The following is a 15897-nucleotide window of genomic DNA, read 5'->3' on the forward strand; positions in this document are numbered from 1 at the left end:
ACAGCCATTTTTTACTCAACTTTTATGCGAGTTATCAATAGTTTTTCTATAATTAACCTATTGATTTTATGTAACTTCACAGGCGTTACCTGATGTTTGATGTACAAAAAGGTACTCATTCTGCATTCAAAATGGCATTAGCCACTGTTTTCCTTTGCTGCTTTTACTTATCACCGGTGTTGCAGGCAGCAGAGTCAACAGCAGAAGACCTCAAAGCAGCCTTTATAGTTAATTTCATACGCTATATCGAATGGCCTGACGAAAAAAGTATGCAATCAATCAAGGTTGTTTATTTAGGAGATAATCGCAAGCAACTGGAAGCATTGGAAAAGCTCAAAAAAGTAAAAGTTCGTAACCTGTCAATTACCATTCGATATGCTAAAAGCCATGCAGATCTACTACCTGCTGATTTGATATTTCTGGAAAAATCCTCCGCCGATCAGCTCCGCCAGCTAAATGGGCTAATTAAGGATAAGCCAGTGCTACTGGTAACTCAGGAAATTGATGAAAAACAACTATTTGGAATTAACTTTCTTTACGAGTCCAGAAACCGAATCGGGTTTGAGTTAAACCGCTATAACCTGATATATCAAGGCCTTAAAGTCTCTTCTGATTTCGTAATCCTTGGTGGTACTGAAATTGATATTGCCAGTTTAGTAAAGGATTTAGAAGCGGATATGGTCAAAAGTCAATCAATGCTAAGAGCGCTTCAAAAAGAAGTTGACCGTAAACAGGGGCTGCTTGATAAGCAAAGTGAAGTCCTGGCATCACAATCGCAGAAAATTGGCGCTCAGGAAAAACGACTGCAAACTTTGGATACTACGATAAAGGCGCAAAAAGACTCATACGACAAACTAAAAGATGAATATTCGCGATTAAACGCATCCCTCAATCTTTCTAGAAAAGAGCTAGTTGAAAACAATCAGCTCCTTGGAACTAAACAACAAGAGCTGGAACAAAAGTCAGCGGCAATTGATGACCTGGCAACACTGATCGAAAGAAATAAGCAACTCTTACTTGAACAATCGAAAGAGATCAATAAACAAAAGGAAGAGCTGAAAGACTCGTTATTACAACTGGAAACTCAAAAAGAAACACTCCTGGAGCAAAGCTCAATAATTAAGAACCAAACTATCGCGCTATATGGCTCAATATTATTGATTGTCTCAGTGGCTTTCAGTGTAGTCGTTATCTATCGAAGCTACCGGCTAAAAAAACGCTCACATAGCCAGCTTGAGGAAAAGCATCGTCAACTGGAAGAAATTCATGCCCAGTTAACAGAAACCCAGGACCAGTTAGTTGAATCTGAAAAAATGGCCGCGTTGGGTGGACTGGTGGCTGGTGTAGCACATGAAATCAATACTCCTATAGGGGTTGGTGTAACTTCAGTATCTCACCTTTTGGAATCGATTAAGAACTTCAAAAGAAAGTACGAGAAGGGCCAGCTCAAAAAGTCAGAGCTCGAACTACTTCTCGAAGACTTAAATGAATCCGGTGAAATACTCGACCGAAATCTTCTCCGCGCTAGTCAGCTAATTCGAAGTTTTAAACAGGTGTCTACTGACCAGACGACAGAGGAAGTCCGTACCTTTGGGTTAGAGCAATACCTCGGCGAGATATGTCAGAATTTGCGTCACAAACTTAAGCAGGGGAATCATCGGGTTAAAATAGATTGCGACGAAGCAATAAAAATAACTTCCTATGCAGGAGCTTTCGCTCAAATTATAACCAATCTGATAGTAAATTCCTTATTACATGGTTTTGGAAATGCAATTAGCGACGGGGAAATATCAATTTGCTGCCGGGTCGAAGGTGACAATATTACTATAGAATACAGAGACAACGGAAAAGGCATTCCGGATCAACAGGTCGAAAAAGTTTTTGACCCTTTTTTTACTACTAATAGAGCTCACGGAGGCACAGGGCTAGGACTAAACATCTGCTTCAACCTGATGCATCAAAAGCTTAAAGGAAAAATACGCTGCCTGCACAGTGATAGTGGCGCACATTTTAGCCTACAAATGCCCATAGATATAAAAAAGCTGCAACCATCAGAAGTAGAGTAAACTGAGCAAGTGCACCAATGCAGTAAGATTCTCATCTCTAGCTCTATAGCAAGGTTAATATTTGGTTAATTAGCGCCAAATAGTGAGGTTTCTACTTTCATCAAAATTAGGTTTGCACTAAATAACCAGCTGTCTATAATGACACCCTCATGACATGACTATTCAACGCAATTTGGAGAATAAAATGCGTATCATTCTGTTGGGAGCGCCGGGGGCCGGAAAAGGGACTCAAGCACAGTTTATTAAAGAGAAGTATGGAATCCCGCAAATATCAACCGGGGACATGCTTAGAGCTGCCGTTAAAGCGGGCACACCTCTGGGTTTACAGGCAAAAGAAGTCATGGACGCAGGAAAATTAGTTTCGGACGATATCATTATCGGTCTGGTAAAAGAGAGAGTGGCGGAAAAGGACTGTGAAAACGGTTACTTGTTAGATGGTTTTCCACGCACGATTCCACAAGCTGACGCAATGAAAGAGAATGGTATTGACGTTGACTACGTTGTAGAAATTGACGTAGATGACGAAGAAATTATTAAAAGAATGAGTGGAAGACGTGTGCATCCGGGCTCTGGAAGAACCTATCATGTGGTTTTTAATCCGCCCAAAGTAGAAGGCAAGGACGACGAAACCGGTGAAGATTTGATACAAAGACCAGATGACTCTGAAGATACCGTAAAAGACAGGCTAGCTGTGTATCACTCTCAAACAAAGCCATTGGTGGATTATTATTCAAGTTGGGCCGATAAGGGAGGAGAAGGTGCTCCTCAGTATGTAACAGTCCCGGGTGTTGGCGATCTCGATTCTATCAGAGAAGCTATTTTTTCAGCACTGAGTTAACTAAAATGTTAAGTCCTGCCGCAGAGCAGGGCTTAGCAAATGGCGAGTTCTCTTCTTAAACAAATCATCTCTAAGATATGAAAAATCAAAAACGCGGTATTTTACTCGTTAATCTGGGCACGCCTTCAGAACCAACGCCCGAGGCAGTTCGTCGATTTTTAAAGGCTTTTCTGAGTGACCGGCGGGTAGTAGATTTGCCTCGTCTGATATGGCTCCCAATATTGTATGGGATTATTCTAAACTTTCGCCCAGCCAAAGTCGCAAAAAACTATCGCAAAATCTGGACTGAAAATGGTTCTCCGCTTCTAGTGCTAACTAAACGGCAACAGGAAAAATTACAAACCGCATTGAATTCACTAGTTGGTAGTACTGAATTTAAGGTCGTTGTAGGAATGACCTATCTTGAGCCAAGTATCAAACAAGGTCTAGACAAGCTCGCGGAGTGGGGCGCTGATGAGGTTACTATTTTGCCTCTTTATCCGCAATATTCAACAACCACAACGGCTCCGGTAACAGACCAGCTCGAATTACTTGAGAAAGACTATTCTTTTCAAATGAATGTTATTCAGGAATATCACTCCCACCGCTCATATATAAAGGCATTGGCCGCCTCGGCCAGAGATTCGATAAAAGGTAAAGATAAACTGGTCATGTCATTTCACGGACTCCCCAAGCGATATGTAACTAGCGGAGATCCCTACCAGGAGCAGTGTGAAAAGACCGCAGAATTACTTGCTAAGGAACTAGGGTTAGCCGAAAATCAGTGGGAAGTAGCGTATCAATCAAGAGTAGGTAAAGAAGAGTGGTTGAAGCCTTATCTGGATGAGCGTTTGCCAGAAATTGCTGCGGAAGGAACAAGTAAAATTGCGGTTATATGTCCCGGGTTTTCGGTAGATTGTCTTGAGACACTAGAGGAAATCGCCATGGAAAATAAAGCTCTGTTTTTAGAGAATGGCGGAGAAAAATTTGATTATATCCCTGCGCTCAATGATCGGGAGAGACACATCGAGATGATGTTGTCTCTGATCACAAAAATGGAAACGGTATAGTTTACGACTAAAAAAGTAGTCCAAACACCTCGTTGTAATGACTGACAAAATAAATATTTAACCCATCCCGGATATGTTTTGGGAAACGGTTGAACCGACCCTCTACAGACTTGGGAAGTATGATATTGTTGATTCCTTCCCTTTTAGCTGCGATCACTTTTTCTCTAATACCTCCTACCGCTAAAACACTTCCACTAAGAGTCAATTCTCCCGTCATCGCGAATTTGGGCCGAATTTTTCGATTAAGTACTAATGAGAGCAGGGCGCTAGCCATAGTTATACCTGCACTAGGGCCATCTTTTGGTGTAGCGCCCTCTGGTACGTGCAAGTGAATGTACTTTCTGTCCAGAGAATCTTTAGTAGCGCCATATTTCTCAAGGTTAGCAGCGATGTAGCTATAAGCGATATCGGCTGACTCCTTCATTACGTTCCCTAGCTGACCGGTTAACTTGAATCCGCGCGAGCCTCCATGAATCATTGCAGCTTCGACACTGAGTGTTACTCCTCCTAAGGATGTCCATGCCAATCCGGTACAAATTCCAACGCCACTCATCAGAGATTCTTTGGAGAAGTGAGGCATTCCCAAAAAATCTACCAAATTCTTCTGAGTGACGGATATTTTGGCCTTACTGTCGGCAACTAGTTTAACTGCAGACTTTCGGATTATTTTTGCGAGTAGTTTATTCAGGCTTCTGACACCAGCCTCTCGAGCATAACCGTCAATCAGACATTTCAGTGCTGAATCAGACAGTTTTATTCGGGACGATTTAATTCCCGCGTTTTCCAGTAGTTTTGGCCATAAATGCTTTTGTGCAATGGCAACTTTTTCTTCCAGAATGTATCCGCTTAAACGGATCATCTCCATACGATCCAGCAAAGGGCGAGGTATGGTATCAAGTTGGTTGGCGGTACAGATGAAGAGCACCTTCGATAAATCAACCCTGGCATCTAGGTAGTGATCCAGAAACTGATTATTTTGCTCCGGATCGAGGACTTCGAGAAGCGCTGATGACGGATCGCCTTGATAGCTACTACCTATTTTATCGATCTCATCCAGCATAATGACCGGGTTGGCAGAGCCAGTCTCAATCAAACCCTGAACAATTTTTCCTGGCATCGCTCCAATGTAAGTGCGCCTGTGACCTTTGATTTCCGCTTCATCTCTCATTCCCCCAACAGAAAATCGAAAGAACTCTCTTTTTAATGCTCCAGCGATAGAGCGCCCAATCGAAGTTTTGCCGACACCTGGAGGGCCCACTAGAAGCAATATAGAACCTGAAATTTCTCCTTTCATCGCTCCGAGTGCCAGAAACTCGATTATTCGCTGTTTAACATCATTAAGACCGGCATGCTCTTTATCTAGCGAGCGCTTTGCAGAGCTAAGTTTTAAATTGTCTTTAGTGTAAATTCCCCAGGGTAGTTTTGAAAATACATCCAGATAGTTTCTTGTCACTGCATATTCAGGTGAGCCCGATTCCAGAATTGAAAGCTTGCGGAGCTCATCATAAAACTTTTCCTGAGCAGAAAGAGGCAGAGTTTTATTTAAAACATTTTGTTCGAAGCGCTCCATATCTGCTGTTTTGTCATCTTTAGCTATACCCAGCTCTTTTTGAATGGCTTTTAATTGTTCCCTTAAAAAAAATCGTCTCTGATGCTCACTCAGGGTTTCTTCTACCTGATCATGGATATCTTTTTGAAGCAATGCCACTTCGAGCTCTTTTTTAATCAATACAAGAACCTTTTCCATTCTCCTTCTGAGATGAACAGTTTCCAATACTTCCTGAAGATTTTCTCTGGTTGCTGTAGTAACACTTGCAGCAAAGTCGGCTAGTTGAGAAGGTTCATTCGGATCAAAACGATTTAAGAAAAACTTTAATTCTTCGTTGTAAAGAGGGTTTAGCGGTACCAGCTCTTTCAGAGTATTGATAATTGCTATTGCGTAAGCCTTAAGCTCATCACTCTCTTTGTAGGCAGGCTCTTTCGGGTATTCGACTTCAACAACAAAGGGTGGCTGTTTACTAATCCACTTTTTAATTCTGAAGCGTTGCAATCCTTCCGCGATGAACTGAATTTTACCTGAAGACAAAACAGGATGATGTATTTTAACCAAGGTGCCAACTTTGAAGAACTCTTCCGGTTTTGCGTCTTCAGCAGAGGGGTTTCTTACCAGCACCAACCCCGTTGTATCCTTATAATCATCACTAATAACATCTATCGTCTCCCGCCAGTTATCCTCATTCATTAGTATCGGTAGCGTCTGAGGAGGGAAAAATGGTCTCTCGCTAATTGGAAGTAAGCAAATTCTGGTGGGCAAATAGTCAGCTTTTTTATCACTGTTACGTATCTTCGAAATCTGTTTTTCGTGGTTTTCCATAGAGTTATTTCCTGTCGGAAGATTCAGCTTTATTATAGCAATTAAGATGCCGTTTCCGTTAATTCAAGCAGCGGTTACCTTATAAACTTGTTAAATAGATAGCATGCTGTTTATATTGATTATTTTAATAATAAGTTTAATTTAATTATAAAAATGCCGATATATTAACTAGAGATGATCGAATTTATATTGCTGTATATCAAGTTCGATTTTCCGCCAAACAAAACTCAGGAGCAAGACAAGCCCTTTAATTTGGCAGCTTGTGGAACAATTAAGATTTCAGCGGAGTAGTTTCAGGAAATTTATAAACTTTAAAAGGGAGCTATTAAATGATCAATATCGCCGATATATCAAAACCGAGCGTCAGCACAAAAGGCGGGAGTCCATCTCGCAAGGCTGATGCTTCAAATAAGTTAGAAAAGACAGAGCCGATTGATGCAACGCGGAAAGTTAATGAGTCAACCAGACGCTCCAGGAAAGAAAATAAGCAGGAAGCCGTTAAAAAGAAATCCGATGCCCAAGGTGTTGAAGGGGGAAAACGAACAACTTCAAATGGTAATGATAATGATGACTTTGATGGCCACATTGATGTCAAGGTATAGATATAAGATGTTGTCAGCATACCTTCAAACGCACAATCAAAGTGTCTACTAGCCAATGAAATCAGGCCCGCAAACAGTCTATTTACTAAAGCTTGTAGCCAGGACCTTAGGAGGGCTTGTCATCGCTTTATTTTTATTTTTAGGGAGCGCAACACTGCTATCTCAAGATATCCCAGAAAGCAAATCATTAGAAAATACAGCGGTTGTAGTCGTATTACTATCTACTGCATTCAATATTGTTTATGCTTTTTATCATCCTTTAAAAGGCGGAGTATTATTGTGTATTCTAACGATACCTTGTGCCATAGTGTTTAATGCATTCTACCTGTCTCATCTGGTTTTAACCGCCAGGGAAGTTGGCTATCACTCTTTTTGGTCTGTAATAACTGCAATGGTTCTCGTTCTAGGCATTGTTTTCATTATAATCAGTCAGCTTGAAACCGACAAACACACCTAAGCGCAAATCATTAACTAATGCGACCTCGCCTGGATAAGCAAGGGCTCTGATATAATTTGGATTTTTTATAAAGGAAATTTGAGCCTTTACACTGTAATCGTTAGAATGCGTAAATCAATTAACTCATAGCCATCAGACAAATAACTTCATGAGCTCCCAAAACGATCAGGCTGACGTTACTCAAACTAAACAGTCAAAAGCTCCTACATCAGCATATAAAATCGGGCTGATAATGGAACAGACCAGGCTGGTGGCAGCAGATTATCGTAATACGACTGGTAACGCTCTCCCGGTGACAGCTGAGTTAGCACGATTTGATGCGGTTGATAAACTGCATTTAAAGAAGGTAAGTCAGGACGAAGGGGTTGACGCGCTTGATCCTGAAGATGCCAATGTGCGCTATCAAATTAAAGGAAGAGTGATTTTTAAAGGCGGCAAGGCGCGGCAAAAATTAGGACAACTAAATCTTGAGTCGGATTGGAACCAATTACTAATGGTCATCTATGATGCTGATTATCAACCCAGTGAAATCTATAAAATTGACAGAAAAATAATTGAGCAGGAACTGGAAAATACTCAAAAGGATAAACGAGGCTCAATGACTGTTGCAAAGTATAAGGCTATTGGGGCTTTAGTATGGGCCGCTGACTCTTGAAAATAACACAAAATCAGGTCGACGAGATTCTTGGAGATCATGGCCCACTTGCTGAAAACAATCCAAATTTTAAGGCTCGTCCCGAACAGCAGGAGATGGCCAGGGCGATAAATAAAGCAATTCAAAACTCTGACAACTTGCTGGTAGAGGCCGGCACCGGAGTGGGAAAAACCTTCGCTTACCTTGTCCCTGCGGTATTATCGGAAAGGCAGATCGTAGTATCTACTGGAACAAAAAATTTACAAGATCAACTCTTCAAGCGAGATCTTCCGGCTGTCCTAAAAATGCTTGGAAAATCTCCCTTGATCGCCCAGCTTAAAGGTAGAAATAATTACCTGTGTGAATACCGGTTGGAAAATACACTTGCGGCCGGCCGGCTGCCAGATCCTAAAGCGGTTAAGCACCTTAATCTGGTTAATAATTGGCGAGAGAAGACTTTGACAGGTGATCTAGCTGAACTATCACCACTACCGGAAGACTCAGCGGTGATTCCATTTGTAACCAGTACCACTGATAACTGCCTGGGTCAGGATTGCCCCTTTATCGAAAAGTGTTTTCTGGCGGCTGCGAGAGAAAGAGCAAGAAAAGCTAAAATACTGGTGGTTAATCACCACCTGCTGTTAGCAGATCTTGTGTTAAAGGAAGATGGTTTTGGGGAGTTACTGCCAGATACAGATGTATTTGTAGTGGATGAAGCTCACCACCTCGTGAAAACGGCCTATCAATTCTATGGCGACTCGGTTAGCAGCCGTCAGATTACCGAACTTTGCCGAGAGTTAGAACTTGAGTACAGAACCCAGGTTACCGATTGCCGCGATCTAATGCTTGACGCTCAGCGGCTTGCCAAGGAAGTTAAAGAGTTTCGCCTGGCACTGCCAGAATATGATGTTAAGGAAGATTGGAAACCTGACTCTAAACTACTAGACGCTACGCAAGAATTATATCATAAAGTCAATAGATTATTTGATGTTGTTAAAGTTAATTCGAACAGGACAAAGGTATTGGAATCCTGTTTTGAGCGGATAGTATCAATTAAAAACGCATTGACTTACTTCCTAGGAACCCAGATGAGTTCTTCCGGCAATGAAGACAGGTTACTCGGCAGAATAAACTGGTACGAGACAATGAAAAGTGGCTTTCGTCTTCATAGTACACCAATAGATGTAGACAACCTGTTTCAAAACAGCAGAAGCCGATACGCCAACTCGAGTTGGATAATGACTTCCGCCACTCTGAGTGTTAACAAGTCATTTGACCACTATATTGAAGCGCTTGGATGGGGAGATATTGCTACTCTGGAGCTAGCTTCCTGTTTCGATTACCCCGAACAGTCTCTGTTTTATGTACCTCGCTATCTACCTGCCGCCGGAAATAGAAACCGAAGTGCAGAATTGATTGAGCGTCTTTACCCGATGATTGAAAAAGCAGGCGGTAGGACTTTTGTGCTTTTTACCAGTCACAGAGCGCTAAAAGAAGGGGCGGAAAAGCTTAAACAACTCGAAGGTTTTAATCTACTGGTACAAGGTGAAGCAAGTAAACAGGCCTTACTGGATAAGTTTTTAAGGACAAAAAATAGTGTTCTTCTGGCAACAGGCAGCTTCTGGGAAGGTGTTGACGTAAGTGGAGACGATCTGATTCTTGTAATTATAGACAAGCTCCCATTTGCACCGCCAGACGACCCAGTACTAAACGCTAAAATCAGAAGAGCGAGGAAAAATGGTGAAAATCCATTCATGTCGTTACAAATCCCCGATGCTGTACTCAGCTTAAAACAAGGTGTTGGCCGCCTGATTCGGAGTGTTAAAGACCGAGGAGTTGTTTGCGTCTGCGACCCAAGACTGGTTACTCGTCACTATGGTGAAATATTCATAAATAGCCTACCTGAGATGCGCAGAACTCGAGATGAGCAATTGGTTGCAGAGTTTTTGGCTGATATAATCGCGCCTATTGACGTGAGTAAAAACATTCCACAAGAAGAAAAAGCCTGATGACACGAATTCTTGCCCTCGATGCTTCAACTGAAGCCTGCTCTGTAGCTCTCTATAATAGGGGAGAGGTTACTGAGTTCTATAAGTTAGCGCCAAGAGAGCACGCGAAACTGCTTCTCCCCCGGGTTGAGATGTTATTAGCTGACTCAGGACTTACTTTGACTCAACTAGATGCGATTGCCTGCAATCTTGGGCCCGGGGCGTTTACTGGTATTCGCATTGCAGTGGCGGTCGCACAAGGACTGGCGTTTGGCGCTCAGCTGCCAACTATAGGAATATCGAGCCTCGAAAATATGGCCTATACAGGTTTTTCTCAAGCGTCTGTCAGTTCAAATACCGGACAGAACTCAAACAAGCACTGGATATGCGCGATTGACGCCAGAATGAATGAAATTTATATGGCAGCATATAGCGTCTCAACTGAGGGAAAGGCTAACTGCATATTCGAGCCTTGCGTCATTTCCCCTGAAGCCGTGGACTGGTCTAAAATTGGTAATCAGGAAAGTCGAGCCCGGTTTAACTTAATCGGGAGTGGATGGCAGGCCTACCAAGACCAGCTTTTTTCGGACGAAAGTGGATTAACCCCATCTTTTCTTTTCGCTGACGGTTATCCAAGAGCAAAACATAGTCTGCAGCTTGCTGTAAAGCGCTTTAATGCCAATGAAGTATCGCAGCCGAACGAACTTCAGCCTGTCTATCTGCGAAATAATGTCGCCAAGAAAAAGGCGACTGCGTGAAGTAGGTCAAGGTTTTGATTAGCAACTATATTAATTGGTGAATATAGGTTTTTAATGATTACCTCAAGATTTAAGCTATACTGTTTTTTCTGTTGAGGTATTCATGAACTTAATTGACCCCTTATTTAATTCCAGTCTCGGGTATCCCAAGCCAAGGCAAACGCGCGAGGACTCACCGCGCACCGAAAACGGACCTCGTACCGATAGCCCTCAGCAAACTTTCAAACTTAGAAATGAGGCCAATCCTGTTCGTGTTATAAGAGTCGCAAAGAATGGGGTAGAGGTTTCTGAATTTGGTAATCGTACCAACGACACATTATCAACGCCATTAGCCAGGCGTAATTCTCCTTCTAATCAGTACCAGCAAACCGAAGAGCTGTTGCGAAAGGAGGCTTTGTCGAATGTTTTTTCAGTCGATATATATGTTTAAACCCGAGTTACAGCTTTCGAGTACTTTAATTGATGCTGTTTACATAATTGCTCTTACGCATGAATTTTTAATTAAGACTACTGGATTATTAGGTTAGTTTTCATCATAATACGCCACCTTAATGCAAGTAGGGTTATCGGCGATAACAACAACTTCAAAAAGCGCCAGAGTTTATTCAAAAACACTTTGCCTCCAGGGCCTGACCGCTACTTGGAAATGCGACAGTAATTCACAGAAAATCAATAGCTTACCTAATAATGACACAAGAACATTTTGACCTGATTATTATCGGCTCCGGACCTGCCGGTGAAAGTGCTGCAATAAATGCAAGAAAACATGGATTGTCTGTAGCCATAGTGGACGCGAGACAAATTGTTGGAGGAAACTGTACTCATCAGGGCACTATCCCTTCAAAAACGTTGCGTCACTCGGTTCACTCAATGATGAAGTTCAATCGTAATCCGCTTTTTCGTGCAATCAGTGAACCGAAGCAGTTGACCTTCAAACAAGTTATGCAGTCCGTGGAAGATGTTATCAAAAAGCAGGTGCAGATGCGAAGCCGCTTCTATAGTCGAAATGATGTCAGACTGTTTCATGGTTTTGCCCAGTTCCATGATAAAAATACCATTGTAGTGAAAAGAGAAGAAGATTCGGATCTTATTCTGACTGCTGAGAGATTCATAATTGCCACAGGATCCAGACCTTATCGTCCAACCAATGTTGACTTCAAGCATCCTCGAGTATTTGATTCAGACAAGATACTTAAGTTAATCGATACACCGAAGAGAGTCATTATTTACGGTGCTGGAGTCATCGGCAGCGAATACGCTTCAATTTTTAACGGGCTAGGTTGTAAGGTCGATCTGGTCAATCCTGGTGAACGACTACTAAGTTATATGGACGATGAAATTTCCGACGCCCTGAGTTATCACTTGAGAAGCCTGGGTGTGTTAATCCGACATAACGAAAAATTTAAGTCTCTTGAAGCCGAGGATTCTGGAGTGATCATTAACCTGGAAAGCGGCAAAGTCCTTAAAGGAGACATATTTCTCTGGGCCAACGGCAGGGCAGGGAACACCGAGGGACTCAATTTGGAGGCCGTTGGACTGGAAGCTAACAGTAGAGGTCAACTGGATGTTGATCAGTACTACCGCACTAGTACTCAGGGCATTTATGCGGTAGGAGATGTAATAGGAGCACCTGCTCTGGCAAGTGCTTCATACGACCAGGGACGTTGTGCTTCCTCGAGAATCGTTAATCGAGAACATCCATTACTGATCAAAGATATTCCAACCGGTATTTATACAATTCCTGAAATCAGCAGCGTTGGAAAAACTGAAAGTGAGTTAACCGCGTCAAAAGTGCCTTATGAAGTTGGGAAAGCCTACTTCAAGGATACAGCGAGAGCTCAAATAACCGGAGAAGATACCGGCGTTTTGAAACTGTTATTTCACCGCGAAACACTCGAGTTGTTGGGCATTCATTGTTTTGGTGACCAGGCAGCAGAAATCTTGCATATCGGTCAGGCCATTATGGCGCAAAAAGAGGGTGGCAATACGATTGAATACTTTGCGACTCATACCTTCAATTACCCCACAATGGCTGAAGCTTATCGAGTAGCGGCATTAAACGGCCTGAACCGTTTATAACTTGATAATGAATTTAGAAATATCAGACTTAACTTCAAAGGGATCAAAGGTTCCTTTGGAGTGCTTGCTTTAAACTAAAAGCTCATTCCATTAAATCTGTTATATCTGCTGTTCAAAATACAACCATTTTAAACTAAAGGATAACACTCTCAATAAGTTATTCCTGTTATCTTATAGCTTTTGTGGATTTATTATTGCCTCAAATAACGTTATAATTCGCGCCAATTCTGATGTTCGATCGGTAAAATAGCTCAGAAAGTCTATATTTTCGGTCAGATCGACAAGGACACCGACGTTTATCGTCCAAAAATCTCACAATAACAATAATAAAGTAAGAACGTCAGTCTTAATCTAATATTTAAAGACAATTTACTCGCAGCAATAGCTCGCAGATAAAGTCTTAACTTTCAGATATAACGAGGATTTACAGAGTGTTACAAGATTACCGTAAGCATGTCCAGGAAAGAGCCGAGCAAGGCATTGTCCCTAAGCCACTCTCAGCAGAGCAAGTTGCTGATCTTGTTGAGTTATTGAAAGCTCCACCAGCCGGAGAGGAAGAGTTCTTGCTGGATCTTCTCTCGAATAGAATTCCTGCGGGTGTAGACGAAGCAGCCTACGTCAAAGCGGGTTTTCTGACTGCTGTCACTAAAGGTGAGTTATCCTCTCCAATCGTAAACAAAAAGTTGGCGGTAGAGCTACTGGGAACTATGCTGGGTGGTTACAATATTGCTACTTTGGTAGAACTGTTAACAGATTCAGAGCTGGGTTCTGTGGCTGCAGAAGAACTAAAGCACACTTTACTAATGTTTGACGCTTTTCATGACGTAGCCGATCTTGCGAAAGAAGGAAATGAAAATGCAAAAGCAGTTATTCAGAGCTGGGCTGATGCTGAGTGGTTTAAATCACGTGCTGCCCTGGAAGACAAAATTACATTAACTGTTTTCAAGGTTCCTGGCGAAACAAACACTGACGATCTTTCTCCGGCACAAGATGCCTGGTCACGTCCAGATATTCCTTTACACGCCCTTGCCATGCTCAAAAATCCTCGCGAAGGTCTGGAAGGTAATCCTCTTGAAGTGATTGAAGAACTTAAGAAAAAAGGACATCCGGTTGCTTACGTGGGTGACGTTGTTGGAACGGGCTCTTCACGAAAATCAGCAACCAACTCGGTTCTATGGTTGATGGGGGAAGATATTCCCCATATTCCCAATAAGCGTGCTGGCGGTTTCTGCTTAGGCGGAAAAATCGCGCCAATATTCTTCAATACCATGGAAGATGCTGGCGCACTTCCGGTAGAAGTAGACGTGAGCAAAATGGAAATGGGAGATGTTATTGATATCTACCCTTATCAGGGCAAAATTGAAAAAGATGGCGAAGTAATTGCTGAGTTCCAACTTAAAACTGAAGTTTTGTTGGACGAAGTACAAGCAGGTGGTCGTATCCCTATGATCATCGGACGTGGTCTCACTGCAAAAGCGCGTGAGTTCCTTGGTTTGGAAGCAGCAGACTTTTTCCGTTTACCTGCGCAAATCGAAGACAGCGGCAAAGGCTTTACTTTAGCCCAGAAAATGGTTGGTAAAGCATGCGGCGTTGAAGGTATTCGCCCAGGCCAATACTGCGAACCTAAAATGACTACTGTAGGCTCTCAGGATACTACCGGTCCTATGACTCGAGATGAGTTAAAAGATTTGGCCTGTCTAGGCTTCTCTGCAGATTTAACAATGCAGTCTTTCTGTCATACGGCGGCTTATCCGAAACCAGTCGACATAGAAACTCAACATACATTGCCTGACTTCATCATGAACCGAGGCGGTGTTTCTCTTCGCCCAGGCGATGGTATCATTCACAGCTGGTTAAACCGTATGCTACTACCAGATACTGTTGGTACCGGCGGTGACTCTCATACTCGTTTCCCGCTAGGTATTTCATTCCCGGCGGGTTCCGGATTGGTTGCATTTGCTGCCGCTACCGGAGTAATGCCACTCGATATGCCGGAATCTGTGTTAGTGCGTTTCAAAGGTGAAATGCAACCCGGTGTAACTTTACGTGATCTTGTAAATGCAATTCCTTACGCTGCGATTCAAGAAGGCTTATTGACTGTAGAGAAGGCTGGTAAGAAAAACATCTTCTCTGGTCGCATTTTGGAAATCGAAGGGCTCCCGCATCTTAAAGTAGAGCAAGCATTTGAGCTGTCAGATGCTTCAGCGGAGCGTAGTGCTGCCGGCTGTACTATCAAACTTGACCAGGAACCAATCAACGAGTACTTAAATTCAAATATCACCATGCTCAAGTGGATGATCAAAGAAGGTTACGGTGACGCCCGAACAATCAGCCGTCGTATCGAAGCCATGGAAAAATGGTTAGAAGCACCAGAACTTCTTGAAGCTGATGCAGATGCAGATTATGCAGCGGTTATAGAAATTGATCTGAACGAGATCAAGGAGCCGATTTTGGCCTGTCCAAATGATCCTGATGACGTTAAGCTACTTTCGGAAGTTCAGGGCGCCAAAATTGATGAAGTCTTTATTGGAAGTTGTATGACTAATATTGGTCATTATCGCGCAGCTGGTAAATTACTCCAGAAAACAGATGGTATCCCGACTCGATTATGGATTGCTCCTCCTACCAAAATGGATGAGCATCAATTGATGGAAGAAGGCTACTACAACATTTTTGCGACAGCCGGAGCGAGAACAGAAATGCCAGGATGTTCACTATGTATGGGTAACCAGGCTCGTGTTGCTCCTAATTCAACTGTAGTTTCTACTTCAACTAGAAACTTCCCGAATCGTTTGGGTAATGGCGCGGATGTATATCTGGCATCAGCCGAGTTAGCTGCCGTAGCTTCCATCTTAGGAAAGCTTCCAACAGTAGAAGAATATATGAGTTATGCAAGTGACCTTGATACTATGGCTGCAGACGTTTATCGTTACCTCAACTTCCATGAAATTGAAAACTTTAAGCAATCTGCTGCAAAAGTAACTATACCTGTTCAAAACAAGGTTTACGTTGCTCAATAATCAGCAGAGAAGCTTGTATCTGAAAAGGCACC

General features: G+C 42.5%; 12 protein-coding genes. 11 read left to right on the forward strand and 1 reads right to left on the reverse strand.

The window, feature by feature from the left end; all coding sequences use genetic code 11:
- Positions 1 to 92: 92 nt before the first annotated feature.
- The 3 genes from IYN84_RS05015 (at position 93) to hemH (ending at position 3953) form a co-directional block, all read left to right on the forward strand.
- On the forward strand, positions 93 to 2066 hold the full coding sequence (locus IYN84_RS05015; RefSeq protein ID WP_196138060.1) for a YfiR/HmsC family protein: 1974 nt from the start codon (positions 93 to 95) through the stop codon (positions 2064 to 2066).
- 184 nt (positions 2067 to 2250) lie between these two features.
- On the forward strand, positions 2251 to 2904 hold the full coding sequence (gene adk / locus IYN84_RS05020) for an adenylate kinase (RefSeq protein WP_196138061.1): 654 nt from the start codon (positions 2251 to 2253) through the stop codon (positions 2902 to 2904).
- 77 nt (positions 2905 to 2981) lie between these two features.
- Positions 2982 to 3953 (forward strand): ferrochelatase, encoded by a 972-nt coding sequence (gene hemH, locus IYN84_RS05025; RefSeq protein WP_196138062.1) that lies wholly within the window; start codon positions 2982 to 2984, stop codon positions 3951 to 3953.
- A gap of 7 nt (positions 3954 to 3960) precedes the next feature.
- Here hemH and lon read toward each other — a convergent pair whose 3' ends face one another.
- Positions 3961 to 6327, reverse strand: coding sequence for an endopeptidase La (gene lon, locus IYN84_RS05030; RefSeq protein WP_196138063.1), 2367 nt, complete (start codon positions 6325 to 6327; stop codon positions 3961 to 3963).
- A 329-nt stretch (positions 6328 to 6656) separates the two neighbouring features.
- Here lon and IYN84_RS05035 point away from each other — a divergent pair, with 329 nt between their 5' ends.
- The 8 genes from IYN84_RS05035 to acnB all read left to right on the forward strand — a co-directional run bounded on the left by IYN84_RS05035 (position 6657) and on the right by acnB (position 15865).
- Positions 6657 to 6929: a hypothetical protein gene (locus IYN84_RS05035; RefSeq protein ID WP_196138064.1), complete on the forward strand. Its 273-nt coding sequence runs from the start codon at positions 6657 to 6659 to the stop codon at positions 6927 to 6929.
- A gap of 55 nt (positions 6930 to 6984) precedes the next feature.
- Complete coding sequence (locus tag IYN84_RS05040) at positions 6985 to 7386, forward strand: hypothetical protein (protein WP_196138065.1); 402 nt, start codon at positions 6985 to 6987, stop codon at positions 7384 to 7386.
- Positions 7387 to 7534: 148 nt separating this feature from the next.
- The gene (locus tag IYN84_RS05045; protein ID WP_196138066.1) at positions 7535 to 8041 is read left to right on the forward strand and encodes a hypothetical protein; all 507 of its coding nucleotides are present in this window, start codon (positions 7535 to 7537) and stop codon (positions 8039 to 8041) included.
- Positions 8038 to 10029: an ATP-dependent DNA helicase gene (locus IYN84_RS05050; protein ID WP_196138067.1), complete on the forward strand. Its 1992-nt coding sequence runs from the start codon at positions 8038 to 8040 to the stop codon at positions 10027 to 10029. Before IYN84_RS05045 ends, IYN84_RS05050 begins: the two co-directional genes overlap by 4 nt.
- The gene (gene tsaB, locus IYN84_RS05055; RefSeq protein WP_196138068.1) at positions 10029 to 10766 is read left to right on the forward strand and encodes a tRNA (adenosine(37)-N6)-threonylcarbamoyltransferase complex dimerization subunit type 1 TsaB; all 738 of its coding nucleotides are present in this window, start codon (positions 10029 to 10031) and stop codon (positions 10764 to 10766) included. Before IYN84_RS05050 ends, tsaB begins: the two co-directional genes overlap by 1 nt.
- Positions 10767 to 10869: 103 nt before the next feature.
- Positions 10870 to 11196, forward strand: a complete 327-nt coding sequence (locus tag IYN84_RS05060) for a hypothetical protein (protein WP_196138069.1) — start codon at positions 10870 to 10872, stop codon at positions 11194 to 11196.
- A 257-nt stretch (positions 11197 to 11453) separates the two neighbouring features.
- Positions 11454 to 12845, forward strand: a complete 1392-nt coding sequence (gene sthA, locus IYN84_RS05065; RefSeq protein WP_196138070.1) for a Si-specific NAD(P)(+) transhydrogenase — start codon at positions 11454 to 11456, stop codon at positions 12843 to 12845.
- Positions 12846 to 13276: 431 nt separating this feature from the next.
- The gene (gene acnB, locus IYN84_RS05070; RefSeq protein WP_196138071.1) at positions 13277 to 15865 is read left to right on the forward strand and encodes a bifunctional aconitate hydratase 2/2-methylisocitrate dehydratase; all 2589 of its coding nucleotides are present in this window, start codon (positions 13277 to 13279) and stop codon (positions 15863 to 15865) included.
- Positions 15866 to 15897 lie beyond the last annotated feature (32 nt).

Origin of the sequence: Aliikangiella sp. G2MR2-5 (assembly GCF_015687155.1) — a bacterium.
GTDB lineage: Bacteria > Pseudomonadota > Gammaproteobacteria > Enterobacterales > Kangiellaceae > Aliikangiella.

Bases quoted from the DNA above. Each gene is read 5' to 3' on its own strand.
- IYN84_RS05015 (WP_196138060.1), top strand. From the start codon at position 93: ATGTTTGATGTACAAAAAGGTACTCATTCTGCATTCAAAATGGCATTA.
- sthA (WP_196138070.1), top strand. From the start codon at position 11,454: ATGACACAAGAACATTTTGACCTGATTATTATCGGCTCCGGACCTGCC.
- hemH (WP_196138062.1), top strand. From the start codon at position 2,982: ATGAAAAATCAAAAACGCGGTATTTTACTCGTTAATCTGGGCACGCCT.
- IYN84_RS05060 (WP_196138069.1), top strand. From the start codon at position 10,870: ATGAACTTAATTGACCCCTTATTTAATTCCAGTCTCGGGTATCCCAAG.
- lon (WP_196138063.1), bottom strand. From the start codon at position 6,327: ATGGAAAACCACGAAAAACAGATTTCGAAGATACGTAACAGTGATAAA.
- IYN84_RS05045 (WP_196138066.1), top strand. From the start codon at position 7,535: ATGAGCTCCCAAAACGATCAGGCTGACGTTACTCAAACTAAACAGTCA.
- tsaB (WP_196138068.1), top strand. From the start codon at position 10,029: ATGACACGAATTCTTGCCCTCGATGCTTCAACTGAAGCCTGCTCTGTA.
- IYN84_RS05040 (WP_196138065.1), top strand. From the start codon at position 6,985: ATGAAATCAGGCCCGCAAACAGTCTATTTACTAAAGCTTGTAGCCAGG.
- IYN84_RS05035 (WP_196138064.1), top strand. From the start codon at position 6,657: ATGATCAATATCGCCGATATATCAAAACCGAGCGTCAGCACAAAAGGC.
- adk (WP_196138061.1), top strand. From the start codon at position 2,251: ATGCGTATCATTCTGTTGGGAGCGCCGGGGGCCGGAAAAGGGACTCAA.